25 protein-coding genes are annotated in these 25,880 nt (G+C 45.4%); 11 read left to right on the top strand and 14 right to left on the bottom strand.

The features are described from left to right. Positions 1-24: 24 nt before the first annotated feature. Complete coding sequence (locus tag QUA07_RS20470; RefSeq protein WP_333328493.1) at positions 25-1,125, bottom strand: saccharopine dehydrogenase NADP-binding domain-containing protein; 1,101 nt, start codon at positions 1,123-1,125, stop codon at positions 25-27. Between the two features lie 567 nt (positions 1,126-1,692). Here QUA07_RS20470 and QUA07_RS20475 point away from each other — a divergent pair. Beyond that, positions 1,693-2,100 carry a DNA-binding response regulator gene (locus QUA07_RS20475; RefSeq protein WP_333328496.1) on the top strand — a complete coding sequence of 136 codons (408 nt, stop codon included), beginning with the start codon at positions 1,693-1,695 and terminating at the stop codon, positions 2,098-2,100. Between the two features lie 220 nt (positions 2,101-2,320). After that, the gene (locus tag QUA07_RS20480) at positions 2,321-4,060 is read left to right on the top strand and encodes a cellulose-binding protein (protein ID WP_445305903.1); all 1,740 of its coding nucleotides are present in this window, start codon (positions 2,321-2,323) and stop codon (positions 4,058-4,060) included. A 17-nt stretch (positions 4,061-4,077) separates the two neighbouring features. Here QUA07_RS20480 and QUA07_RS20485 read toward each other — a convergent pair whose 3' ends face one another. From QUA07_RS20485 to msrA, 4 genes are all read right to left on the bottom strand, one after another. Beyond that, a complete protein-coding gene (locus QUA07_RS20485) occupies positions 4,078-4,659 on the bottom strand; it encodes a DUF948 domain-containing protein (RefSeq protein ID WP_333082968.1) in 582 nt (193 codons plus the stop codon). Positions 4,660-4,696: 37 nt separating this feature from the next. After that, on the bottom strand, positions 4,697-5,038 hold the full coding sequence (locus tag QUA07_RS20490; protein ID WP_333328502.1) for a YtxH domain-containing protein: 342 nt from the start codon (positions 5,036-5,038) through the stop codon (positions 4,697-4,699). A gap of 121 nt (positions 5,039-5,159) precedes the next feature. After that, on the bottom strand, positions 5,160-5,483 hold the full coding sequence (locus tag QUA07_RS20495) for a hypothetical protein (RefSeq protein WP_333328506.1): 324 nt from the start codon (positions 5,481-5,483) through the stop codon (positions 5,160-5,162). 129 nt (positions 5,484-5,612) lie between these two features. Beyond that, a complete protein-coding gene (gene msrA / locus QUA07_RS20500) occupies positions 5,613-6,266 on the bottom strand; it encodes a peptide-methionine (S)-S-oxide reductase MsrA (protein WP_333328509.1) in 654 nt (217 codons plus the stop codon). Positions 6,267-6,583: 317 nt separating this feature from the next. On the opposite strand from msrA, the gene QUA07_RS20505 reads away from it, so the two are divergent. Continuing rightward, on the top strand, positions 6,584-6,721 hold the full coding sequence (locus QUA07_RS20505) for a hypothetical protein (RefSeq protein WP_333328513.1): 138 nt from the start codon (positions 6,584-6,586) through the stop codon (positions 6,719-6,721). Between the two features lie 123 nt (positions 6,722-6,844). On the opposite strand, the gene QUA07_RS20510 is transcribed toward QUA07_RS20505, so the two are convergent. Then, a complete protein-coding gene (locus tag QUA07_RS20510; protein ID WP_333328516.1) occupies positions 6,845-7,771 on the bottom strand; it encodes a DUF6999 family protein in 927 nt (308 codons plus the stop codon). After that, complete coding sequence (locus tag QUA07_RS20515; RefSeq protein WP_333328519.1) at positions 7,771-9,639, bottom strand: 3-oxoacyl-[acyl-carrier-protein] synthase III C-terminal domain-containing protein; 1,869 nt, start codon at positions 9,637-9,639, stop codon at positions 7,771-7,773. The genes QUA07_RS20510 and QUA07_RS20515 overlap by 1 nt, the downstream gene beginning before the upstream one ends. A gap of 43 nt (positions 9,640-9,682) precedes the next feature. Here QUA07_RS20515 and QUA07_RS20520 point away from each other — a divergent pair, with 43 nt between their 5' ends. Next, the gene (locus tag QUA07_RS20520; protein ID WP_333328523.1) at positions 9,683-9,817 is read left to right on the top strand and encodes a hypothetical protein; all 135 of its coding nucleotides are present in this window, start codon (positions 9,683-9,685) and stop codon (positions 9,815-9,817) included. A 68-nt stretch (positions 9,818-9,885) separates the two neighbouring features. Next, the gene (locus tag QUA07_RS20525; RefSeq protein WP_333328526.1) at positions 9,886-10,902 is read left to right on the top strand and encodes a hypothetical protein; all 1,017 of its coding nucleotides are present in this window, start codon (positions 9,886-9,888) and stop codon (positions 10,900-10,902) included. A gap of 203 nt (positions 10,903-11,105) precedes the next feature. Here the strand turns inward: QUA07_RS20525 and serS are convergent, their stop codons facing one another. From serS to QUA07_RS20550, 5 genes are all read right to left on the bottom strand, one after another. Then, on the bottom strand, positions 11,106-12,386 hold the full coding sequence (serS, locus tag QUA07_RS20530; RefSeq protein WP_333328529.1) for a serine--tRNA ligase: 1,281 nt from the start codon (positions 12,384-12,386) through the stop codon (positions 11,106-11,108). Between the two features lie 368 nt (positions 12,387-12,754). Further along, entirely contained in the window at positions 12,755-14,386 is a 1,632-nt protein-coding gene (locus QUA07_RS20535) for an iron uptake porin (RefSeq protein ID WP_333328532.1), read from the bottom strand. 48 nt (positions 14,387-14,434) lie between these two features. After that, positions 14,435-15,439, bottom strand: a complete 1,005-nt coding sequence (locus QUA07_RS20540; protein WP_333210503.1) for an ABC transporter permease subunit — start codon at positions 15,437-15,439, stop codon at positions 14,435-14,437. Further along, entirely contained in the window at positions 15,436-16,980 is a 1,545-nt protein-coding gene (locus tag QUA07_RS20545) for a sugar ABC transporter ATP-binding protein (RefSeq protein ID WP_333328535.1), read from the bottom strand. Before QUA07_RS20545 ends, QUA07_RS20540 begins: the two co-directional genes overlap by 4 nt. Positions 16,981-17,161: 181 nt before the next feature. Beyond that, complete coding sequence (locus QUA07_RS20550; protein ID WP_333328539.1) at positions 17,162-18,208, bottom strand: ABC transporter substrate-binding protein; 1,047 nt, start codon at positions 18,206-18,208, stop codon at positions 17,162-17,164. A gap of 764 nt (positions 18,209-18,972) precedes the next feature. On the opposite strand from QUA07_RS20550, the gene QUA07_RS20555 reads away from it, so the two are divergent. Further along, entirely contained in the window at positions 18,973-20,133 is a 1,161-nt protein-coding gene (locus tag QUA07_RS20555) for a glycosyltransferase family 4 protein (RefSeq protein WP_333328542.1), read from the top strand. A gap of 136 nt (positions 20,134-20,269) precedes the next feature. Next, positions 20,270-20,650 carry a hypothetical protein gene (locus tag QUA07_RS20560; protein ID WP_333328545.1) on the top strand — a complete coding sequence of 127 codons (381 nt, stop codon included), beginning with the start codon at positions 20,270-20,272 and terminating at the stop codon, positions 20,648-20,650. An 89-nt stretch (positions 20,651-20,739) separates the two neighbouring features. Here the strand turns inward: QUA07_RS20560 and QUA07_RS20565 are convergent, their stop codons facing one another. Further along, positions 20,740-20,988 carry a chlororespiratory reduction protein 7 gene (locus QUA07_RS20565; RefSeq protein ID WP_333082948.1) on the bottom strand — a complete coding sequence of 83 codons (249 nt, stop codon included), beginning with the start codon at positions 20,986-20,988 and terminating at the stop codon, positions 20,740-20,742. A 298-nt stretch (positions 20,989-21,286) separates the two neighbouring features. On the opposite strand from QUA07_RS20565, the gene sir reads away from it, so the two are divergent. The 4 genes from sir to QUA07_RS20585 all read left to right on the top strand — a co-directional run bounded on the left by sir (position 21,287) and on the right by QUA07_RS20585 (position 25,631). Then, positions 21,287-23,278 (top strand): sulfite reductase, ferredoxin dependent, encoded by a 1,992-nt coding sequence (gene sir / locus QUA07_RS20570; RefSeq protein WP_333328548.1) that lies wholly within the window; start codon positions 21,287-21,289, stop codon positions 23,276-23,278. A 261-nt stretch (positions 23,279-23,539) separates the two neighbouring features. Then, positions 23,540-24,361 carry a 16S rRNA (uracil(1498)-N(3))-methyltransferase gene (locus QUA07_RS20575; protein WP_333328551.1) on the top strand — a complete coding sequence of 274 codons (822 nt, stop codon included), beginning with the start codon at positions 23,540-23,542 and terminating at the stop codon, positions 24,359-24,361. 47 nt (positions 24,362-24,408) lie between these two features. Further along, entirely contained in the window at positions 24,409-24,825 is a 417-nt protein-coding gene (locus QUA07_RS20580; RefSeq protein WP_333328554.1) for a lysozyme inhibitor LprI family protein, read from the top strand. Positions 24,826-24,878: 53 nt separating this feature from the next. Further along, complete coding sequence (locus QUA07_RS20585; RefSeq protein ID WP_333328557.1) at positions 24,879-25,631, top strand: PPC domain-containing protein; 753 nt, start codon at positions 24,879-24,881, stop codon at positions 25,629-25,631. A gap of 18 nt (positions 25,632-25,649) precedes the next feature. Here QUA07_RS20585 and QUA07_RS20590 read toward each other — a convergent pair whose 3' ends face one another. Then, positions 25,650-25,772: a hypothetical protein gene (locus tag QUA07_RS20590; RefSeq protein ID WP_333328559.1), complete on the bottom strand. Its 123-nt coding sequence runs from the start codon at positions 25,770-25,772 to the stop codon at positions 25,650-25,652. Positions 25,773-25,880: the final 108 nt, after the last annotated feature.

Raw genomic sequence — 25,880 nt, forward strand, 5'->3', positions numbered from 1 at the left:
AATTGCTATAAATAACCTAACTCACTACAAAACCACCTGCTCTATCTCTAGGTTTCTGTTCTGCATAGCTCGTTCAAATAGCTCAGTAGAAAGAGCTTGCTCTACCGACCAAACGCCAGGTTTTTCCAGTTTACCTTCTAACATTAATTGAGCTATGCTGCCAGTACCGATGCCCGTAGCGACGGCAGCACTGGGGTGTACCGCTGTCGAGCAAACTTTAGTCGGTTTGCCGTTTTTGAGACCAGTCACTTGCGATCGCACTGCCACACCAACCCCACTAAAACTATTAGTAACACTGGTCATCCCATAACTGACATAGGAGAGAAATTCAATCACGGAGTTATTTTTGAGCCAGCTAGCCGGCCAATACTTGGCAACAAACCAGGTAAGGTGATTGTAAAGGTCGGGAGACGTACCGAATTTAGTCACAACTGATTTGACGGGGAAAGTTTCGGGCAAAGTGATTGCTTCCGGCATATCGAACCAGTAAACCCCTGTGTTGCCGTAGGGTGCGGGAAATTCAATTGTTTCGCGATCGCTGTAGGGTTTTACTTGCTGCCACTTGCGATCGGCCCAAACGTCAAAAGGGGTTTGCAAACCTAAAAAAGTGGTTCTCATGACGGTAACGCCAGCGCCGCCCGAACCTCCGACAACATAACTCAAATGGATGTGTTCTGCTTCATCTAATTGTTCCACATCTCGCCGCACCATGCTATTAGACACACCGGGAAAAATTCCCGTATTAATAATAGCCGTTATCCCAGCATTTTTAGCAGTTTCGCGCAATTCTAAAGCCCTGCGAGTAAAACTGCGGCTGTCGCTGACATCAGTATAATTAACACCTGCTTCTATGCAAGTTTTCAATACACTGGCGTCTCGGTAGTGAAAAGGCCCGGCACAGTGAACGACGAGATTAGAGGATGAAACCGCTTGGTGCAGGGCTGCACTGTCTGCTAAATCTAAAGTTTGGAAATGCACCCGATCCGGCGGCAATCCCCGCCCAATAGAGGCTTCAGAATTGCGTCCGGTAACAGTAATTTCCGCGTCGGTATGGGTAACAAGGTCTTGGGCAACGCTGCTGCCAATTCGTCCCCGACCGCCGACAATCAAAACTCGGTTTGCCATCGCTAAAAAAAGGGTAACGCCACTTCTCAGTTTCTCAAATTGGGGTCAGCGTTTTCATCCGCATAAAGTATGAATTGAGGAGAATGCGAGATGCTGGGGGATCGGCGGCGATCGCCCTGATCCAGAGATGGGCAGGGGCGAGAGACAAAGAGAATGAGTTGTTAATTTAGTCCCGTACTAGCTTTACCAATCGGGAGCAACAATAAACCCCCAAGAAGTAACTCTGACTCGCTCTCGCCCTAGAATTGTAGCAATCTGAACAACTCGATCGTATTTTTTAGCTTCCAGGATTTTTTTGAGCTAGATGTTTCAATGCCTCATATTTGATTGATTCATCAGTTATCAATAGAGCAAATTTTTGAATTTTATCCAAATATTTTTGGGTATTTTTTGAATATACCTCTTGCCAACTAATTTTAGTTAGGCTATAAAAAAATTGCTTAATGGGAGCAGAGTGGGGAGCATCTCACCTGGGCAGCCCAGCTAAAAATTGCAGGTGGGAACCCGATCGAAATCGTCGCCGCTGTTATGGTCTCCGTTGTAATTTGTTGTCAGCACTTTACAATTATGAGATCGCGAAGGGTACTAACAGAAACAGAAAAACTTTACATCCGAGGATTGCTTTCCGGTTGCAGTCCCGCCGAAATCGCTCGCCAACTGTTTCAGAGTTCCAAAAGTGCAGAATTTTATTTATGTAAAACTTTATACCAATATGTTAAAAAACTCGCAGATGTACCTAACGAACCTGTAGGAAATTGGCGCAATATTTGCGATCGGCTACAGGAAGCCGGATCGAAAACTCTGCCTTCTCCTGAAGTTAAAATAAATAATTCTGTACCCACAGAAGCATTAGTAAAAAGAGTTGGTATAGGTGTGATTGAGAAAAATACAATATCAATTGATATTAACATTCGACTAGAATTCCCCTCTACTGAGGAAACTCCGAAAAAAGAAGATTTGGATAAAGAGGATTAGATGGGCGATCGCACTTGGGGACAGAAACGGCGCTCGCCCCTGCACAGAGAGGCAAAAATGTTAATAATCTTATAGCTGATAGTTTGAGAAGGAACTTTTTGATAAAATATCAAAATTAAAACTGGTCGCACCCGTTGCGATTTTACCTAAAATAATCAAATTAGTCAAATTTATGTCTCGATTAAGTATCAGATCGAACAACAAAGCTCTGGGCTTTGTGGTGGGTTTATTAATTTTTGTCATTTTTATTCCCGGATGTTGGGCTTTAACAACTAATATTGCTCCCACACCAGTACGGCAAGTAGATAACAAAGTAGCGGTGCGTGCAGATGTACAAAATACATCAAATTCTCGCTCTTCTTTAGGAGTTGGGCTTAATGGTATTGCTGACTACTCCACACAATTACCCTTTTTAGATGCTTTCAAATCTTCTAGACAATGGATAACTCAATGCGTTAGCGGAGAACCAAGCTGTAAAGGTGAATGGGATACAGAGGAGTATAATCTTTTAAATCTTGATGAAAATGGGTGGGTGAAGTCTCTCCCATCCCCCGAAGATGCTCCTAAATATACCAGGGTAAGTACGCTATTACTGAGGGAAATCCCCAATCGCTATCCTTCAGGGCAATATATTGTTACTTATGAGGGTGAAGGTGCGATCGAATATGGCTTTGATGCCAAAAAAGATGAGGCTGCGTCGAAACCTGGGAGAGATATCCTTAATGTCGATGCCACACAAGGCGGAGGCATCATGATTATAATTACTGCTACCGACCCCAATAAAACAGGGAAGTATATCCGCAATATTAAAGTTGTTCACTCCCAAGATGAACAGCTTTTTCAACGTGGTGAAATATTTAATCCGCTGTTTATAGACAAGATTAAAAAATTTAGAGTCTTGCGTTTTATGGACTGGATGGGGACAAATGGTTCCGAACAAAAAGACTGGTCAAACCGGCCTAAACCAGAGAGTATATCCTATGCTGACAGAGGAAATGTTCCCATAGAAGTTATGGTGAATTTAGCTAACAAAGTCCAAGAAGAACCCTGGTTTAATATGCCACATCAGGCTACGGATGAATATATGACTAACTTTGCTAAAATGGTCAAAGATAGTTTAGATCCCAAGCTGAAAGTTTATGTAGAGTATTCTAATGAGGTTTGGAATTGGTCATTTCCACAATCGAATTATGCTTTGGAACAAGGTAAAGCGAAGTGGGGAGATAAAGGCGATGCTTTTATGCAATGGTACGGAATGCGTACGGCTCAAATGTGCGATATCTGGAAAGGTGTTTTTGGGGTTCAAAAGAATCGAGTTGTCTGCGTGTTAGGAACTCAAAGAGCCTGGAGAGAGTTAGAAACTTATTCTTTAGAGTGTTCCTATTGGGTAGCTGAGGGCAATAAACCTTGTTATCAACACGGGATTGATGCCGTAGCTATAGCGGGATATTTTAGCGGAAACTTGGGCGGGAAAGAAAGTGTTAGTACAGTAGAGTCTTGGTTGAATGACGCAGATGGCGGATTTGGCAAAGCTTTTAAGCAATTAAGAGAGGGCGGGTTACTGCCGGGGTTCAAAGATAGTTTGCCCGATGTTGAGAATGACTTTAAGTATTTCTTAGATGTGGCTCAAAAAAAAGGTCTCAAGTTATTTGTTTACGAGGGCGGTCAACATATTGTAGGTATTGAAGGAGTTGAGAATAACGAAAAACTGACTCAGTTTTTTATGGAATTAAATAGGCGTCCAGAAATGTATGATATCTACACCCAATTACTGAATAGTTGGAAACAAGCTGGAGGGAGTCTTTTCATGCACTTTGTGGATGTGAGTTCATTTAGTAAGTGGGGAAGTTGGGGCGCTTTGGAGTATGTGGAACAAAAGGGTTCGCCTAAGTATGATGCTTTGATGGATTTTATTGATAAGAATCCTTGCTGGTGGGATGGCTGTGCTGTCGAGGGATGATCGGGAATTGGGTGCAATCAAGAATCGTTCGATCGCACTTCCTCAAACTCTTCAGCATTCCCCGGCAAACCCGAACCCTCGCTACTCCTCAACCTGGGCGATTCCCCATTACTCGCACCGGCACCGTAACCCCCAGAATATCTGTCCTCCAAACCCGACTCCCTCAGCGCCAGCGCACTTCTTTGACTCGGCGACAATCTCTCTGTCGAACGGCGATTTGTCCCAGACATCGGTGGCTTGCGAGTTAAAGTTTTCCAAGCAGCCTTAATCCCAGTCACCACGCTGCGAGTAGTTACCTGCACATTTTGCGCCTGCTTTTTGGCGCTACCAATACTTCGATCGACCTGTTTGACAACCTCGCCCGCACTTTGCACTCCCTCGCTGACATCATCCGTCAACTCGCTAATTTCCAGCCCCGTCAACCGAATCGCCTCCAAAGTGGGCGGAAATTCGCGAGAAAGCGTGTCAGCGAGCTTTTCCACGCTGCGGGCTGCGCGTGCCAGCGCTTGCACCGCAGGTATTAAAGTCACTAAAACAGCAGTCAGGCTAACTGCTACTAGCAAAATTGAAAGTCCTAGCCAAAATATGGGATCACTCACTTGAATCTGGGATTGGGGGTTGAGAATTTCATGCCATTTAGCGGATGGGAGGGCGCGACGGGGGACTCACTTCAGTTTCAGCTTCCGACAGTGTTTGCCGTTCCCGCTGAGTCGCTTCCAAACCCGCCGCTATCGCCTCTTTGAGTCTAATCAAAGTTTCGTCCCAATTTCGGATTGCAGTTTCAGAAAGTCGATCGGCCTGCAACTGCACGCTAGTCGATAAATCTTCCGCCAACTCGGGCAAAGCATCGGCCGATTTTTTCAATATCTGCCGCGTCTCCTTGCCGGGTCGCGGTGCTATCAGCAAGCCAGTCACGGCCCCGATCGCAGAACCCACAAGCAAACCGCCAATAAAGAATCCTGAACGTTTAGTTGACATTTGTATAACTTCTCTCCATACACCAATTTTAGGGGCGTTTGCCCGATCGCAGCCCTTTACAAAGGTAGAAATATTGTTGAAAATCCTACGGAGTCAGCACGGGCGGCAATTTTAGGATAGCTTACCTGAAAGGTCGATCGCGCCTGGACCAAAGCATCCGTCCCAAACCCAGCAATCCCAAAAGTTGCTGAACCTGTTGCAGTTGCAACTCTAGTTGTTGATAACGTAGTCGCAGTTGGTGGGTACCTTGCTGCCTTTTACCAAGGAAAGCCGGCGACATAGTGAGGACATTGCTGCTACAGCGTTCGATTGCTGCGATCCGAAGTTCCAAACGTGCGATCGTCCGCCTGATTTTCCACACTTTCGCAGCGATATAAAAACAGACCAGAGATATCATTAAATTGATAATTACCACACCAGCCAGCATTATTTTACCTGCTTTCAACTAATCCCTTTTACCATCTCAATAACCTTTCAGTCGTCTGAAGACGACTTAAGCTTTGAGGCAGGGGTTTAAACCCCTGCCGGACTGCCGGAGTATTGCAACCGCCTCAAAATACCCCTTGTCAAAGTTTTAAGCCTGAGACATAGCAGGCAAACAAACCTTAGTACCGCCCAAACCGCAATAACCGTTCGGGTTTTTAGCAAGATACTGCTGATGATAGCTTTCTGCGTAATAAAACTCAGGAGCATCAATAATTTCAGTAGTAATCTTGCCGTAACCGGCCGCCGTCAAAGCCTGCTGGTAAGCATCTCGCGAAGCTTCAGCTAACTGCATTTGGCTGGCTGAATACGTGTAAATGCCCGATCGATACTGAGTACCAGAATCATTGCCCTGACGCATTCCTTGAGTAGGATTGTGACTTTCCCAAAAAACTTTGAGCAGCGTTTCGTAACTAATTACTTTCGGATCGAACACAACCAGAACTACTTCATTGTGTCCCGTCATCCCGCTACAAACTTCGTTGTAAGTAGGATTCGGAGTAATCCCGGCTGCGTAGCCAACAGCAGTCGAAAAAACTCCATTTTGTTGCCAAAATTTGCGTTCCGCTCCCCAAAAACAGCCCAGGCCAAACAACGCAGTCTCCATGCCGTTTGGAAAGGGAGGTTTGAGCGGATTGCCGTTAACAAAGTGAGTTGCCGGTACCGACATCGACTCTGCCCGTCCCGGTAATGCCTCTTGGGGAGAGGGCAGGCTCGACTTTTTGCCAAATCCAAATAGCACCATAAGTTTGTAAGGGGATCTCTGATCAACGTCTTTACCTTACTTAATAATATCAGATGTATACTGAAAATAGTGGCCCTCTTAAAGGTAGAAGGTAAAAGCCAGAAGGCAAATGTTTGTTACGGAAGGTTTTTGGTGATACTGCTCACTGCCAACGCAGTTTTAAATCACATTAGGCAGTGTTCTATGTCACCAAAACATACCTAAAATATCACCTATTGTTGAGGTATAAATCACGCTGATTTTAGACAAAACAGCCGATTATTAAAGGTATGGTGTTGTAGAAGTTATTCAATACCATTTATGGGGAGTGTGTAGAAATGAGCGCTAAACCTTGCAGTCAACCTTTAAAATCTAATCCGTTTATTACTTACCGCGACCCAATTACAGGCAAGTGGATAGTGGTAAATCAGACTTTGCCCCAAGCAGCAGAACAAGCACAGCTAGTAGCAGCTTGAGTTTTACTATTAATTTTATACCTGAAAATTAACGATTCTTTCAAACTGCAGGACTTACGCAAAAAGTTACTGCACGCGCTACTTATATTCGTAAGGTGCTTATGTTTCACATACCTAAGCACCTTACTTTGAAACATTTATCATCTCTTTTTGCAGTTCCAAATACCGATAGAGATATTCCGCAATTATTCCGTGCAAAAACAAGTCGCGTGCCGCATTAAACGGACTGTTGGGCGCTAGCGGATGGCGATTGACAATTACATGATTCCAGTCGCAATTTCCGGTAATCTCGCTGACGTACACTCCGAAGTTTTCATCTAACTGAAGCGACATCACTGCTCGCGCAAATTCGTCGCTAGTCAAACACAGAGAATAAAATACTTTAAACAATTCGATCGCAGATTCTAAATCCAGAATGTTTAGCCATCTGCGTTTTTCAAAATCTATGGCAACTTCTACTGGTTGAATACTATCATAATTTATTCCCCGTTTTTTGACGACTTGCAACCAGTTAGGATTGGTCAGCATTGCCTGGTTGTAATCCCAGACAAAGTTATAGAGAATTAAGTCGTGTTCGAGAAACGCATTGTCAGCTAAATCGCTAACAGTGCGCGGATAAAGCTTTGACTTTTCTATCTGGGCGTCGGGGCCGTTGTCAATCAAGAAGTTGATAATGTTGGAGCCGATGCAGATGTGTCGGACAATTAAATAACAAGCTTCTGGCGATACAAAATTATTTAGGAAAAATGCAGCCGATTTGTGCATTAAAGTGTAAGCGTGGAATTGAAATGGCAACAGGCGCTTTGTTGTCATAATTACCGCCAGCAACAAGTTAGCAATTACTTTTATCGGAATCAGCAAATAACTGCGAGTCCAGTTTTGCAAATCCCGGATCATATATGCTTTTGCCACTAAATCGACGGGAATAGATCGATCGCAAAACAGCACATCCCAAACATTCGGATCTCGGCGATTGTAGGGTTTGGTAGCGTAAGGTATTTTTCGCTGATCTGGGAGATTTTCGGTATCTTGTTTTTGCAGCTTTTGCATTAGCGAATTTCCTCCAATTGCAGCAAATATAAACGAGCAGTGACGCGAGCAGTTTTAACAATGCGGCGGGCAATATCATCTGTCATCCATTCGGCATTAATCAAATTTTCCAGTTTGGCTAAATGCGACTCGTCATTAGCTCCGTGGTACGCTAAAAACGATACTTGTTCGGAGTGCAAACCGAGAGTTTCTTGAATCTGTTTGGCCCACTTGCCCGCCAACTGATTGCCCAATCCTTCGATAATAAACATACTGCCAATTAAATCAACCGGATTGTCCCGCGATGCTTGGTGGAAGATAAAAGCTGATAGTGCTTCACTGCCAATATTCTTCTCATATTCCACAATCTTTGCCAATTCACCGCCCACAGAAACATAATTTTGTTCTAGCATTTGATAGTCGCGGTGTTCGTCTTGGGCGTGGCCGATAAAAGTCGATCGCAGTCGAAAGTCACTCATGTTAGAAGCAGCGCGAGCAATCCAGCGAGCTCCCTCTACAACTTGCGGGCGAAGATTGCACAGCAAAGCTTGATAATCTTCTATTGTAAACTCTCCTCGGTACAATTTGCGGACAATAGGAACAGAACGAATTTCGCGATCGAACTTCAGCCAAATCCATGCTAACTCCCGCAACAAATAAGCTTGCGGAGAGTTGGGGTGTTCGGGTTTAACGCTTTCGAGAGGCGAAGCTTCGGGAACCTCATGAAAGTTAGAAATTGCAGAACTCATAAGCTTATGGGTATTTTCCACAGCAGTTAACATCATATATGCCGTGGTAAAGCGCCCGCTTTCCGGGACAAAACAAAAGATTTTCTGTCCCGGCTGCAACTTACCCGAATTGAACAATTCCTCTAACATTAAATAAATCGAGGCGCAGCCTGTATTTCCCCGTGTGTATAAGTTGGTAAACCATTTTTCTTCAGGAATCATGCAGTCTGCTTGTTCCAGAAGTTCTACAATTTGCCCCCGGAAAAAGTGAGACGAATAGTGGCACAGCAGCCGGTCGATTTCCTGCGGACAAACTCTCCCGGCTTTAATCAACCGCAGCCAACCTTCAACGCCTAATTTCATTACATTGTCCAGCAATCGAATATTTTGCCGCAAGTCAAAAGCTCCCGCTGTGGCTGCATCGAGGTAGGAGGAATAATCCAACCAGCTTTTAGTTGATGTTTCGTTGGCTAATCCTGAATACATACAAACAGGATAAGCATTGGCGTGAGAAACGAGTTCAATCCATTCTATTTTTAAACTAATTCCTGTTGCGCTAGGATGGTTTTGGAGCAAGAATGCTCCGGCACCGTCGGAGAGCATCCAGCGCAGAAATTCTGTATCGAAAGGCAGGGGTTTTCCCGCTTGCACTGAAGTCTCTGTTTCAAATTTGGTGTTTTTGAACAGGCGCGAGGGAAATTCGGAAGCGACGGCAATTGCTGTTTGTTTTTTGCCGAGTTCGATTTGAGAGACGGCGTAATTTAAAGCACTAACTCCGGCACAGCAAACTCCTTGAGTTGAAACTATTTCTAGGGGAGAGAATTCGGAAAGTTCCCCGTGTACTGTGCTGGCAAATCCCGGTACTAATAAATCTGGTAAAGTAGTAGCGCAGGCCAGTAAGTCGATCGCCCCTGGTTCCAGATTTGCCTGGGCGATCGCGTCACGGACGGCAAACGCTGCCATTTGGCTGTTAGAATATAGTGTTTGCTGCTGTTTGTCGATCGCGTAGTAGCGCTGTTGAATGCCGTTGCTGTTGAGAATTCGCTGCCTGACTCTCGAAGGGCGCGAGGCAACTTTGCCGAGATATTCTTCCATCTCATCATTATTAATCGGTTCTCCCGGCAAAAATTTTCCCATCCGATTGATATAAGCACTGTACATGGGGTAAACCTCTAAAGTTGCTAATTTACTCAGGTTCGTTGCTTTGTTAAATCAAGCCAGAAAATATCTAAAATTGATGGTGCTTTGTGAAGCAGTGAACTTGCAAGGAGGAAGCAGCTATCTTGTAGAGTCGCCGGAAATCAGGCAAGTTGAGCAACAGCGGCAACAAGTTACCTGAAGCGGGGTGAAGTTTTATGTAATTGAGCCAATATGTAACTAGAGTTCCTTCGCAGCTTCCCGACTGAAATGGATATTGCAAAACTAGATACTTGGTATTCTCCTTCTCAACGCCGCACGGCTGTTTCGCTGTTGATGAAACGAGTAGGCGTAACTCGCACTAGGGCTGAATGCTTTATCAGGCTTTGGGTTTACTTATCGGTGAAACAGCTTCAGGAAAGCCAGCCCCGTCTCAAACCACCGCTGGCAAAACTGGAAGTGCCAGCAACAGAAGTGCAGTGCACTCACCGGGAAGCCGCCGAACTATTTTACTCCGATTCCGATCGCGGGAGCGATCGCGCCGCCGGAATGATGTTAGATAAATTAGCAGCACTCGGATTAATCGCAAAACACTTTGATGGTAACGCTACGGCAATTCAAATTCAACCAGTTTCAGAAATTTTAGATACCGCCGAACCTCAAAAGCCAGTACAACTCCAATTAGATGACTTCAACCCTCGGTGCGACGCGATTCCCGTTGCCAATTTATTAGCCACCAATTACAACTGGATGAACCGCAATACTAACGCCGTTCCCCACAAAATTGCTAAAATCCTCCGGCTTTTTGCCGATCAATACTCAAAGGGAATGCGAGTTTTGCGCCGCTCAGATAATCTCAATCCAGTCGGATTTTACTTACTTTATCCCACAGCTAGCGAATCTGAAGTAAATTTTTTTAATGCTGCTAGTAAAGGGCTTCATTTAAGTTCTATTTCCGATATCGATCCTTTCAAGATGGCGCTACCAGCAGATATAAACTGCCAGTCAGTATTTGTCCGCAGTTGGATGATCGATCCGCAGTATTTGTCAGAATACCGCATTGCTTTTCTCGAAGACGCACAAAAAGTTTTAGGCGAAATGCAAACAGATTTTCCCAATCTTTGCGACTTGTACACCCTGATGATTCACCCCATGTACGAAAAACAGTCCCTGGCTTTGGGATTTCAGAAGACTAGCAGCGATAGTCAGTTATCTGTTTATTGGATGTATCTAGCATTGGATAGATTTTTAGCATTAAATATCAAAGAAGCGTTGCTCCAACTGTAATAGACATCTGGTAAATAGCCAGCCAAGGGCAGGCAGGATGCCTACACCACAAGAGTTTTACTCGTTACTCGTTACCAGGCAGAGCCTGGTAACGGAGATCCACAGGCTCTGCCTGCAATTTTCGCAAGCAAGCGAGGCAGAGCCTCTGTACATCGGTTCCCAGGCAGAGCCTGGGCTACCAGTTAATCGCCGAATCATCTTGTTTATAAAACTTCCCGTCCCAAATAGGGTTGTAAGGCTTCCGGCACTTTTACAGTTCCGTCTGGCTGCTGGTAATTCTCCAAAATTGCCGCCATTGTGCGGCCCACAGCTAAACCGGAACCGTTGAGGGCGTGAACGAATTGAGTGCCTTTTTTCCCCGCTTCTTTAAAGCGAATATTTGCCCGCCGCGCCTGAAAATCTGCGACGTTGGAACAACTGGAAATCTCGCGGTATTTGCCAGCAGATGGCAGCCACACCTCTAAATCGTAGGTTTTTGCGGCCGCGAAACCTAAGTCACCCGTACACAATGTGATCGCCCGATAAGGCAATTTCAGCGCCTGTAAAACTCCCTCAGCATCCTGTACTAACTTTTCGTGCTCTGCCTCGGAGGTACTCGGATGCACGAGTTTTACCAATTCAACTTTATTAAATTGGTGCAGTCGAATTAATCCCCTCGTATCTTTGCCGTAACTGCCAGCTTCGCGGCGAAAGCAAGGAGTATAAGAACAGTGATAAATTGGCAACTGTTCTGCTGTCAAAATTTCACCTCTGTACAAATTGACAACCGGAACTTCGGAAGTAGGAATTAACCACAAATCATCTTGGTCACACTTGAAACTTTCTTCAGCAAATTTGGGTAATTGACCAGTAGCGGTGAGGGATTCAGTGTTAACTAAAAATGGGGGAATTACTTCTACATAACCGGCTTTTGTGTGGCGGTCGAGCATGAATTGAATAATCGCTCTTTCCAGGGCTGCACCAGCTCCAATTAAGCTCACAAAGCGGGGCTGAGCGATTTTTACGGCCCGCTCAAAGTTGAGAATTCCTAATTTTTCGCCGATTTCCCAGTGCGGTAAAATACCGGAATTGTGGGGAATATATTCGTCTCCCCAGCGCCGGATTTCGACGTTTTCTTCTTCATTTTTGCCGATCGGCGTTGAGGAACCTGGCAAGTTTGGCAGCGGTAGCAATAAAGCTTCTATTTGAGCTTTTAGGTCTTTTTCCTGTGCTTGCAGTTCGTTCGACTCGGTGCCGACTGCGTTGCCTTCTGCTTGCAGTTCCTGAATTTCGGGAGATTCGAGGGGTAAACCCGATTTTCTTTTTTGACCTATAAGTTTGGCAATTTCGTTGCTGCGGGCTTGTAGTTGCGATCGCTTGCCTTCCAACTCCCGCTGCTGTTTGTCTAATTGCAAAATCGGCTCTATTTCATAGTTACCTCCGCGCAGGTTGAGGCTTTCTTGCACGGCTTGCGGGTTTTCTCGGATTAATTTGAGGTCTAGCACAGATTTATTCTAAATCTTAAATTTTAGAGCGGCTGGGACAGAACGAGATGATATAGCAGCTTTGTTAATCATTGGCATATTGAATCATAATTTATTCTGACTCAAAATCTTCGTTGGGTGTCACCCCTGGAGGGTGACACCCCACAAATGTATGTTATAGTTGCAAATATTAGTAGATGCACCCTGATAATTTTCTACCCCAGCCAGCGATGGTAGGGGTTTTTTGTTGTGTGGCATGGAATTGAAGCCTTGAATGCACTATCAGTCTAAAAAACCCGGTTTCTCGCGATTATCGTCTCAAATGAGGCAATTACGTCAAGAAACTGGGTTTTTGTGTCCAAGACTAGATTACTAAAATATGTTTCGTGTTAAAAGTTAAAGCCTGTGCGAAGCAACCAAACCCACTGAGTGTCGTTGCGGCTGTCATTCTCAGGATTAACAACGGCCCAAACACCAGGGGTGATGGAAATGTTGTCGTTGACCTGAAAGCGATAGAAAGCTTCAATGTGATAGGAAGTATCTCGCTCGTGGCGCACATTACTGCTCGTCACGCGACCTGGCAAACCCACCAAAATCCCCGGTAGGTTGCCTTCACCTCCCACATCTGGGAAACTTATCCCGATCGCTGCATACACAACATCAGCGCGATCGCCACCGTCAACATTTAGCAAAACCACGCCACCTCTACCATCAGAAACGCTGCTAACACCAGAATTTTCTGCATTGGCGCGAGTATAAACGCCCCAACCGTGAACTTGCAACCGGGGAGCAAGGCGGTAAAATCCTTGTACGCCTACAGAATCGCTGGATGTAGCAATATTGTCCCCAAACGGTCGCGCAGCCAGAAAACTGCCCGTACCGCCTGTAAGGTCGGCTTTACCGCTTGGGGCAAAGGTACGAGAATAGGCTACGCCAATGGCTCCGCGATCGCCCCGGTAGGCAAGCTGAACCAGAGCGTTGTAGGAACCGTTGAATAAACCGTTACTTTGCTGCGAGAGATTGGGATTGCCTGCGACATAGCCCACAGTCAGGGTGAGGTTTTTGACGATCGTCCAGTTGACAGCAGCACCGCCACCTCCCCGGCGGTAGAGGGGATTGTATTGTCCGAACTTCGAGGGAATTCCCTCACTATCGCTGGCGATCGTGGGAGGAGTCAGCAAATCCGTAATATCGGGATACCCGACACCTGTGGGGCCGACGGTCAGCGCCAGATTAGAGGTCAGCGGGGTCACATACAATACGTGAGGGACGGTGATTGTGTTATCGACATTGCCATCAAAGTTCAAGGCCGTCATATTTGTACCCGTATAGTCGGCAATCCTGCCCAAGTTGCCGAATTCCAAACGGGTTCTCAGCATATCGCGACCGGTGAAGCTGGTTTCAAAATTTAATCGCCCCCGGTTGGCAACAATAGTGTTGGTGCGATCGCGCGAATCCCCAACACTGTTACCAGAGGTATCTGTTACCACCACGATAATTTCCGCATTCAGCTTCGTAGTAGTCGAGAACTGATTCGCTTCTAGTTCGGCTGTGCGTGCATCGAGACTATCGACTCGACCGCGCAACACCGATAATTCAGTGGCAAATTCTGCTTGCAGCTTTTGGACGATCGCTAAATCTTCTCTAGTAATCTGGTTGGTTGTTCCTGTGGCAATTAGTTCGCTGACTCGATCGAGACAGCTATTCAATCCTGCGGCAAATTCGTACCGCGTCATCGCCCGGTTTCCTTTGTAGGTACCGTCGGGATAACCGACAATGCAGCCGTAGCGTTCAACTAGAGATTGCAGCGCCTGAAACGCCCAGTCAGTTGGTTTTACATCCGAGAGTTGAGAGACAGAATTAACCTGCGCGAAGGGGTCTTCTGCCAAGGTATTTAACGGTTCAGGAGCAACTAATCTATCAATTGGTGCAGCAAAACTTGGGGATGAGGTTAGTAGAAATACAGCAGGTGAACCCAGGATAAAAGCAGTAATCAGGTGATAAGAATGCTGGATGTGCATAGGAAAAAGCTCCGAATAAGGAACCGATACACCGAATTAACAATACCTTTACGCTGCGCTTGAACCGGTGCGAACTTTGTCAATCGTTACTGCGATAATTATCACCAGACCTTTGACAACTAACTGCCAGAAGAAAGACACGTTCATGAGAGTTAGTCCATTGTTGAGCAGGGCAATAATTAAAGCCCCCAGCAAAGTACCCCAAATAGTACCAATTCCACCTGTGAAACTCGTTCCTCCCAAAATTACAGCAGCGATCGCATCTAATTCGTAGCCTTGCCCCAACATCCCCGTCGCACTGTAGAGGCGCGACGCGCTCATAATTCCACCTAAACCAGAAAGCAACCCACTCACGCCATAGACAAATAACAGCACGCGACTCACCTTAATACCTGTCAATCGTGCTGCCCGAATGTTGCCTCCCACGGCATAAATATGCCTCCCTAGAACAGTCCGTCGCAAGACAAACCAACTCGCTAAAACTGCGAGGAAAGCGATAATAACCAACCAGGGAATTGGGCCGACATAATTGTTACCTACCCAAGCAAAATTCAGATTTCTATTGATAACTGTAGTGCCGTTAGCTACTAAATAAGCAACTCCCCGCAAAGCTGTGTAAGAACCGAGGGTTACGATGAACGGAGGCAAACCTAAATAGGCAACTAGGGAGCCGTTAAGCAATCCCAAAAAGACTCCGGCTATTAACGCAGCCGGTACGGCAAACCAACCCAGACCTGGAACTAAGGAAACCAGCACCCCGACAACTGCCGTCACGCCCAAAATTGACCCGACTGAAAGGTCTATTCCGCCCGTCAAAATCACAAAAGTCATGCCGGTAGCTAGGACAATATTGATCGATGCTTGCCGGATGACATTGATCAAATTTCCAACTGAAAGAAAGTTGGGCGTTACCAGGGAAAAAATTATACAGATGCCAACCAAAATCGGTAGGATACCGGCCACTTGGATAAAATTTCTCCAAGCTTGAGATTTACTGGCTTTTTGGCGATCGCTCCCTGAACTTCTGCTGGTTTTTGTTTGCGTTTGACTCATGATTTTACTACCTCTTTTGCACCAGTGGCATAAGCCATAATGTTTTCTTGCGTAATCTTTTCCCCAGTCGATCCGCCTACTTCACCGACAAGGCTTCCTGCGCGCATCACTAAGACGCGATCGCTCATTCCCACAATTTCCGGCAGTTCGCTGGAAATCATCAAAATAGCTACACCTTTGGCTGCCAAATCGCTAATAATTCGATAAATTTCGCTTTTGGCGCCAATATCCACACCCCGCGTCGGTTCATCTAGCAAAAGTACCTTTGGGTTGATAGCCAACCAACGCGCTAGCAGCAACTTCTGCTGATTTCCCCCAGAAAGATCCATTGCCCTGATGCTGGGGCTTGCAAGGCGAATCTGCAAATTATTAATAGCATCATTGACAACTTTCAACAAAAAATTTGAGTTAATAATGCCAGCTTTTGCTTCTCTATCGAGGACATTCATGGTGATATTCTCACCCGAACTTGCCTCCAAAAATAGTCCGAGAGCCTTGCGATCTTCTGGCACGTAAGCAATTCCGGCGGCCATTGCTTCATCGGGTGTCGAGACATTGAGATGACGACCTTCCAGTTTTATTTCACCGCTTGTCTTTCGATCCGCACCAAAAATCAGGCGGGCAAGTTCTGTTCTGCCGGCGCCAACTAAACCAGCTAAACCCAGAATTTCGCCCGCATGAAGTTGAAAAGTGGCAGGCTTTACTTTGTGGCCGTCGCTTAAATTTGTTACCTCAAGAACAACTGCACCCGGTGTTATTTGATGCTTGTGTTCGTACAAATCCTGTAAAGAACGACCCACCATCATTTCCACCAGACGATTAGCAGAAATTTCGTGCTTTTCAAGAGAGCCAATATATCCGCCATCTCGGATGACGCTCACGCGATCGGCAAGGGCATAAATTTCTGCCATTCTGTGGCTGATATAAATAATAGCAATGCCCTCATTCCGCAAGCGGCGAACCACTTCAAAAAGCTTATCTGTTTCGCGGTCTGAAAGCGCGGCCGTCGGCTCGTCCATCACTAAAATTCGGCTGTTGTGTTTGAGCGCCCTAGCTATTTCGACTTGCTGCTGTTCCGCAATTGAAAGTGTAGAAACCAGGTCTCCCGCCTCAAAATTTGCATCGAGGTTTTTCAAGACCTCAGATGCCTTGCGCCGCATTTCATCTTGGTCTAGAAATGTACCTCCTTTCTTCAGCTCGCTGCCCATAAAAATGTTTTCAGCAACTGTCAGATTGGGGGCAAGATTGAGTTCTTGATAAATAATCGCTATCCCTAAATCTCTGGCTTGAGCGGGGTCTGTCATCTTAACAGCTTTGCCGTCTATTCTGATTTCGCCTGCATCGGCTATGTAGGCTCCCGCCAGAATTTTCATCAGCGTACTTTTGCCCGCACCATTTTCCCCCATGAGGGCGTGGACTTCACCTGGGTAAACGGTGATATTTACATCGTGCAAGGCTATAAAACCGTTAAAGGTTTTTTTAATACCTTGCATTTCGAGTACGGGCTTAGTGTTAATTGAATCTTGAGTGCTATTTACCATTGTAAATACCGTAAGGAAATCTGCTTGACTATTAAACTTAGATCCCCCCTAGGCCCCCTTAAGAAGTGGGGGAGAAGATTCTTCTCAAAGTCCCCCTTCTTAAGGGGGATTTAGGGGGATCTAGACTCGGGGAAAAACGGGATTCCTCAAGGGTTTTAGTCTTAACTTGACACGAAGAAGGTCACTCGCTGGTCCAGCCTTTATGTTGATTGACGTTTTCGCGAGTAATCAGCGCGACTGGAATCAGAATGTTTGGATTGGCTGGCTTTTTTCCTTTGAGAATGTCGTTACCGACTTCAACGGCCTTGGCTGCCATGCGAAATGGATCTTGAGCTGCTGTGGCCACAAAGAGACTGTTGTTCTGTTTGAGCGCATCTAAAGCTTCAGGTGCACCATCGACTCCCACAATAAAGAACTCACTTCTTTGTGCTTGTTTTGCTGCTAATTCTGCACCAATGGCACAGGGGTCATTAATTGCAAAAACAGCATCAATTTTCGGGAAGGAAGTAAGCAAATCGCTCATCACTCTTAACCCGCCATCGCGGCTGCCTTCAGCGTTCTGATCTTTGGAAAGAACCTTGAGGTTGGGATATTTGGAGAAGACACTTTGGCAACCCTGAACTCGCTCGACGACTGAAGCGACGGGAGGCCCGTTGATAATCACAACGCTGCCTTTGCCTTTCAAGCGATCGGCTATATATTGACAGCTTACTTCGCCAGCTTGCACGTTATTTGAAGTAACTGTCGCATCAACGCCTCCCTCGGCGGCGGTATCAACTGCAATTATCGGAATTCCGGCCTGCTTGGCTTTTTCGACAGCCGGGGCAATGCCTTTGGTGTCAGCAGCATTGAGTACAATCATGCTGACATTAGAGGCAATAAAGTTTTCGATTTGATTAAATTGCTGATTTAAATCGTCGCCGCTGGAAACGAGAGTTGTCCTCACGTTTGCACCGCCGATTTTCTTGGCTGCGGCCTCAGCGCCCTTGCCAACTTGTACGAAGAATGGATTGCCGAGGTCACGGACTGCTACAGCAACTGATGAAAGTTCGGAGTTGCTGGGTTGTATGCTGTTTTGAGCGTTCTGGGAAGTGGCGGTGCAACTTGCCAGAGCGCTGCTGAGTAGACTAAAAAGACTGAGTGCGATCGTTACTCGTTTCACCTCAAACTCCAATGAATTCTCGTTTTGAGAGAGTCCCTCGTAAATATGACATTGCCAACCTAACATTAGCTTTGGTCAGGTTTAAGCTCGAATACTTAATGTTTTAGGGGTTCTGCTTTTCTTCGTACATTATTGTACGATACCTTGTTTTTTTCGACTCGTAAAACTTTCTGGCTCGGCTCGTTAGACTGCTTTGGGAAACAGAAAAGATACGAATATCCAGTATCGCTCCTCCCTGCTCCAGAAATCAACGATGCTTGAATTTTTTAAATGCTTTATGAGCATTAAAATTTTTCCCTTGTGAGAAAATTTTAGGAGAATATTTTCAACAAAATATTTCAGAAATTGCTTTTAAAACCTGGTCGAGTCATATTGAATTTAACTCTCTATGTTTGCTGATGATAACAGTTAAAAACAGCCTCGCTATCTATCTTTGGATAGACCATACTTTTACCAAAAACTAAAGATGCGATCGCCTCAATCGGCACCGATATGCTAATCCTCGGTCTGGTCGGACGCGCCGCGCCAACTCAATAAATCTTAAATTTTGCTTGGGGTAGGATATTGTAAAAAATCATTAAGTTTACAGTTAACAAGGGTAGCTCATAGTAAACTGAAAGCAAAGCTTCGCGCTCACCCATGCAGCCCGTTAAAAAGCCCTAGTTAGAAAGCAGAGCGCCGCTCAAAACTAACGGTGAGAGTAGGCGAGTCATATATGTGCCTGTAAAACCTGCAATTACAGTCATCAGGACAGGGTTTAGAAGCTCTAGATAATGCCGATCGCCCTTTTGGACACAATCACTATAATGCAATAATTGTCTGCGCTGTCAATGGGTAAATCTGAGATGCGATCGGCAAATCACCTATTCTGTTTCCTAGAAATATTTGCTAGCGAAGGCGGTATTCAATCCTACGTTCAAGACATTCTCAAAGCTTACGTGTCCATAACCGCAGGGACAAACTCGCCGCCACAAGCTGAAGTTTTGCTGTTGCGAGATTCCGAAGGCTGCCACAATCCTTACGAGTCAAAAAATCTGAAATTTTATTACCTCAAAACCGAGAATCCCTGGTTTGGTCGTCTTAAGTTTGCTACAGTATTACTAACTCGATTGCTGCAAAAACGACCGCAGCGGGTTTTTTGCGGTCACATCAAACTCGCACCGCTAATTCAAATTCTGTGCCAACCCTTGGGAATTCCCTACACAATTTTAACTTACGGCAAGGAAGTGTGGGAACCGCTTCCGCCCAGATATCAAACAGCAATGAGACAAGCTGACAGTATTTGGACTATTAGCAGGTACACGCGCGATTCCCTACGGGATAGCTTCGCTTCACGCACTTGCGAAATTAACCAATTAAATCCCGAAAAGTTCCAAATAGTGCCTTGTACTGTAGATGAAAATATATTTACCACTGGGCCGAAGCCACAGGATTTATTAGAGCAGTACAATTTGGTGGGTGCTAAAATATTGATGACTGTAGCCAGATTGCGATCGACAGATATTTACAAAGGCGTCGATGTCACCATTCAAGCGTTGCCGCAAATAGCCGAAACTTTTCCGAATGTGAAATACTTAGTTATTGGCAGAGGAGACGATCGATCTAGATTAGTCAAACTCGCTGATGATTTGGGAGTTACCGAAAGAGTAATATTTGCGGGTTTTGTACCGACAGAAAATTTAGCAGCACATTACCAGTTAGCCGATGCTTATGTAATGCCCTCCCAGGAAGGCTTCGGTATAGTTTATTTGGAAGCGCTGGCTTGCGGAGTACCCGTGCTGGCGGGAGACGCGGACGGGTCAGCCGATCCGCTGCAAGATGGTAAACTGGGATGGCGAGTTCCCCACCGAGATTCGGCAGCAGTTGCGGTTGCTTGTGTGGAAATGCTGCGAGGGGAGGATAAAAGGTGTGATCGCGACTGGTTGAGGGAACAAACCCTGGCAAGATTTAGTTTTGAATCCCTTTGTCAATCCTTAGAAGGAATTTTTTAATCCTCTGACTCAGATAAGCTTATGCCGTAGAGAGCGGTTTCTGGGTGTACAATGGGAAAATTAACTCGATCGACCGCCTGAATTTCTGAGTAGGATAGAGTTATGCCTACCTGCAAAGACACCCAAGGAGACCACCGTGAACCAAGGCAGCCCCAAAATATCTTTCAAGCTACCCCGTATTAGTAATTGGCTGATACTGCTGGGCATCGCGTGTTTGTTGGTGTCTATTGGTTTGGGTTGGATAGTTAAATCACTGTTGATTGTAGTAGCTTTTTTGTTGCTGACGCCTGTGGTCGCATTTTTCGTGCTTCAGTGGTGGCTGAAACGCAATTTAATTGAGGACAATTGTCCAGTTTGTCAATACGAATTTACAGCTTTAAATCAAACTCAGTTTCAGTGTGCCAACTGCGGCGAACCTCTGAAAATAGAGGAAGGTCATTTTAGTCGCTTGACACCGCCCGGTACGATCGATGTTACCGCAGTAGAAGTATCCTCGGTTCAACAGTTAGAAGATTAACCGATTTTAGATTTTGGATTTTAGATTGGAGAATTGTTGAATGTTAACTGCTAACGGCTAACTGTATTACCAATTCCCCATCCCTAAAATTACTTTTCCAAGCGCACTGCATACCACTGCAAATATTTTCCCTGCCCGACATCTAATTCACAATAAGTATCAATTAAATACTTGGCTTGAGCTTCCACGCCAGATATTTTATGCAAGTCCTGCGGCAAATCTTCGTGTTCCTCGGTTAACACGGCTTTCAGCTTTTCTAACAGTTCCGCCGCAGTCAAAAACTGCTCTGGCTGGTTTGTTTCTAACACCACAAAGGTGTCTTCGTCATACAGTGACATAGTTTCAAAGGTTGAGGTTAATTATTTGTAAAATTTCGTGCAGTTAAGCGATCGAAAGTATAAACTCTTAATTACAATTTTCCAGCCCCAGCTCGATCGTGTTACAATTGAACAACATCAGAATTCCTACCGGATTACCGTTATTAACTTACTTGTTAACTGACTTGTTAACCGAGTTGTCAACATATCCGACACAGCATTTCTGAGGAGATTTGTCAAGTGCAAATTTGTCAAGTGTCAAAATTTCAAGAAATATTCGATCGGCTGTATCTAATTATAACTGGCACTATACATTCCCATGATCACATCTTCCACTTCAACCCCAGTTGCGCGCAAGCCCTCTAAATCAGAAGGTCTCAAAGAACGCAGCAACTATTTACGAGAACCCGTTGCGACTGAACTGTTACAAGAAACTACCCACTTCACCGAAGAGGGGCTTCAGATTCTCAAATTTCACGGCTCGTACCAGCAAGACAACCGCGACAATCGAGTTAAAGGACAAGAAAAAGACTATCAGTTCATGCTCCGCACCCGCAATCCCGGCGGGTTCACTCCGCCGCAATTATACCTAGCTTTAGACAAGCTATCTGAAGAATACGGCAACCACACGCTCCGCGTCACAACGCGCCAAGGTTTCCAACTTCACGGCGTGTTGAAAAAAAATCTTAAAGCAGTGTTTTCCTCAATTATTAAAAATATGGGGTCAACCTTGGGAGCTTGCGGCGACTTGAACCGCAACATCATGGCACCTCCAGCACCGTACAAAAATCGCCCAGAATACCAGTATGCGCTGCAATACGCTAACAATGTCGCCGATTTGCTGACACCGCAAACCGGTGCTTATTATGAACTTTGGTTGGATGGCGAAAAAGCTGTTTCGGCTGAGGAAGACCCCGCAGTCAAGGCCGCGAGACAGAAAAACGCCAACGGCACAATCTTTAGCGACGACAAAGAAGAACCGATTTACGGCAGCCATTATATGCCGCGCAAGTTCAAGTGCTCCGTTACCGTGCCGGGAGACAATTCAATTGACTTGTACTCTCAGGATTTGAGCTTGGTGGTAATTACCAATAAAGCTGGCGACTTGCAAGGTTTTGATGTGTTTGCTGGCGGCGGTTTGGGCCGTACTCACAACAAAGAAGAGACTTTTGCGCGGGTTGCTGATGAGATTTGCTATGTTGCCAAGGATGATGTTTACGATTTGGTCAAGGCAATTGTAGCAACGCAAAGAGATTTTGGCGATCGCACAGACAGACGGCACGCGCGACTAAAGTACCTGATTAACGACAAAGGCGTACAGTGGTTCCGCGAAAAAGTAGCCGAATATTTTGGCAAGCCGCTAGAAGCCTTTAAACCGCTGCCTGAATGGAAGTATTTTGATTTCTTGGGCTGGCACGAACAAGGAGACGGTAAACTGTTTGTCGGCATTTCCGTGGATAATGGCCGGATCAAGGATGAAGGTTCATTTCAGCTAAAAACAGCTTTGCGGGAAATTGTGCAGAAGTACAACTTGCCGATACTGGCGACGCCACACCAAAACGTGCTGATTTACGATATTTCGCCGGATATTAAAGCAGAAATTCAGGGAATACTCGATCGATGCGGCATTCAGCGAGAAACTGCGATCGACCCATTGGTGCGCTATGGGATGGCGTGTCCGGCAATGCCGACTTGCGGGCTGGCGATTACCGAGTCTGAGCGCGTGATGCCGAGCATTTTAGAGCGGATTCGGGCACTTTTGACCAAAGTTGGCTTGCAAGACGAGCATTTGGTGGTGCGGATGACTGGTTGCCCAAATGGATGCGCCCGCCCTTATATGGCAGAATTGGGGTTTGTCGGGAGTTCGCCGGAATCCTACCAGATTTGGCTGGGCGGTTCTCCCGATCAAACGCGGCTGGCAAAACCAATTGAGGAAAAGCTGCACGTCAAGGATTTTGAAGCTTTTCTGGAGCCGATTTTTGTTTATTTCAAGCAAAAACGGCAACTGAGCGAGAGTTTTGGCAATTTTTGCGATCGCGTCGGGTTAGAATCTATCCGTCAATTTGTAACCAACTACCAATCTGCTGACTCGATGACAACTGAGATTAATGAATTAGAAGTTACGTCTAGTAACGGCGATGAAAACGAGACTGCCACTGCTGGCGGCGGCAAAGTCCGCCGTCGAATTAGCGTCCGCGATGAAATCTACAACGAGCTCAAGGAAGAAGCAGCCCGTCAGGGCAAGCCAATCACGCAGCTAGCTACAGAAGCGATTTCCACTTATTTAAAGAAGATTAAGGAGGAAGCATAAGCCGATTTTCGATTTTCGCTTTGTGATTTTCGATTGTATTCAATAGACTTCTGGCAAAAGTAATATAAAGGCAGAGCATTTGCAGAAAAAAACTCGAATTTGTAAGATAATTCCGGTTGTAGATGCTCTGCCTTTATTGTTTTTGATCGGTTGAAACCCCGGCTGTCTATCTCTTTTCTTCCTCTCTTCCTCTGCGCTCTCTGCGTTCTCTGCGGTTAAATAAAAAAAATCTCTAATAGAAAACGAACAATCCCAAATTCAATGCCTCAATTACAAAGATTAGCCATTACTGCCGCTCAAATTTGCGATCGCCAAATCGACTTAACCAGAGAACAGCAGCATTATTTAAATCGAGTGCTACGTTTGCAAGCAGGCGATCGATTTATTGCGATGGACGGACGGGGACATTGGTGGTTAGCAGTCCTAGAAGTACGGGAAACCGGGTTATTTGCCTCCATAGCAGAGGAGATTGCTGTGAACAGGGAGCTACCCGTGGAAGTTACTTTGATGGCGGCATTGCCCAAAGGAAACGGCTTTGACGAGGTTGTGAGACAAGCGACGGAGTTGGGTGTGGCAAGTATTGTGCCGATGACTAGCGATCGAACTTTGCTCAAACCCAGTGATCAAAAAGTCGATCGGTGGAGAAGGATTGCTGCGGAGGCGGCGGAACAGTCGGAACGTCAAATTGTGCCGACGATTTTAGAGCCTGTTTCGTTTGATGTTGCTATGAAAGATTGCGGTCAAAAATATCGATATATTTGTGTTGCTCGCGGAGACAATCGGCATTTGTGGGATTGTTTGAAGGGTTTAGAACCCCCCCAGCCCCCCTTGTTAAGGGGGGAGCAAGATGGAGCGACGGGTTTCGCTCCCCCCCAATCGCCCTTAATAAGGGGGGAGCAAGATGGGGGAGAATTATCGATTGTCATAGCTATTGGCCCGGAGGGTGGATGGACTGAGGGTGAGGTTAAAAGAGCGATCGAATTGGGCTTTGAAGCTGTTTCTTTGGGTAGTAGAATTTTAAGAGCGGTGACAGCACCGATTGTGGCTTTATCTTTAGTTGGCGCGGCATTTGAGAAGTGCTAATATCAACAAATAACAAAGAATTTATCAGAGAGGTGGGTTGAGGGGGAATGAAAATAGAGTTGAGGAAAGGTCGATCGCTCTTTTGGTCGAGCGCGCTTTTGGCAATTTTCGGTATCACATCAGTTTCTGCACAATCTCCGAGTTTTCCCATTGCTCAACAAATTAATTGCGATCGCCCCCAAGGAGATGCACAAGTCAGAACTTGTATTCGGTTGAGGTATGAAGCCTCGGATCAACGACTGAACGAGGTTTACAAACAACTGATTTCCCAATTGAGTGGCGAAGAGCGATCGCTACTTTCCGAAGCACAATTAGGGTGGATTAAGTTAAGAGATAATACCTGTGAATTTGAAGTTTATAAAAGTCGTGGCGGTACCGGTTATCGAGGTTTCCTCAATGAATGTTTGGATCGCATGACTAAACAGCGCACTGCGGAATTAGAAAACTATTTAAAACAAAGATAAAATAGGAAGTATACCGTACAGCACCTGACAACAACAAATAGAAACAAGTATTTATGAAAAGCCGATTACCCTTCACCCTCACCCTCACCCTCATCTCAGCAATTGTAACCACTACCGTACCAGCAGTTTTTGCCCAGCAACAGCCATCAGCCAACCAAATCTACATCGATAAAAATTGCCAGCGCAATCAGCAATTACCGCAACTTGAAAGATTCACTATCTTTAGCAGAAACGAATTTACAACTAACGGTCAAAACTATTGGTTCTACGCCGCCCGCTATCAAGATGGAGGCGTACTTCTCTGTATATCGAAACCAAATTTTAATCAACCAAAACCTATAAATGAACAAAAAATACAAGCCAATTTTATTGACAAAATAGTCCGAGATATCAACAACAAAACAGGTTTTATCATCGTAGTCAGAGAAGGAAATGGCCTCGATGTACCCATGACAAATTACGGCTTAGAATTGAGCAATGTCGATCGACCAAAGCTCACCTCCCTTTCCATCCTACAGCAGCGGGGAACCCTCAAAGACGGCGTCCCCAGCGAACACAGCTTTCAAGGACGGGCAGGTCAATCTATTACGATCGACCTCAAAAGCAGAGCATTCGACCACAACATAACACTATTCGACACCAGCGGCAAAAATATTGCCGAAAAAACAGGCAACTCCCAGAATCGCCGAGAGTCTCAACTCACTGTAAAATTGCCTAGTAACGGCACTTATAAAATAGTTGTTAAAGGAGGCGATCGTACAAGCAAAGGTTCCTACACCTTAAGCATTAATTCCAACCACTTATAACTAAATCTAAACCAACCGCTAGGCAAACTCAAACACAGGTGTTTCAACTACCCTAATAGGCTTTCTATCTTCCCAAATCATTTTCTGTAACTGTTCCACAGTTTCCGGCGAAAAAAAACGCTCTCCCGTTTCCAAACACACTCTAGCAGGAACATTTTCAATAATAATAAACTTATAGTTATTTCAAATAAAAATGAGACACTAAGTTGCACAATAAGCGCGAATAATCTCATCAAGAGATGTGGCAGA

The organism is Microcoleus sp. T3_A4, from assembly GCF_036700465.1.
Classification (GTDB): Bacteria; Cyanobacteriota; Cyanobacteriia; order Cyanobacteriales; family Microcoleaceae; genus Microcoleus.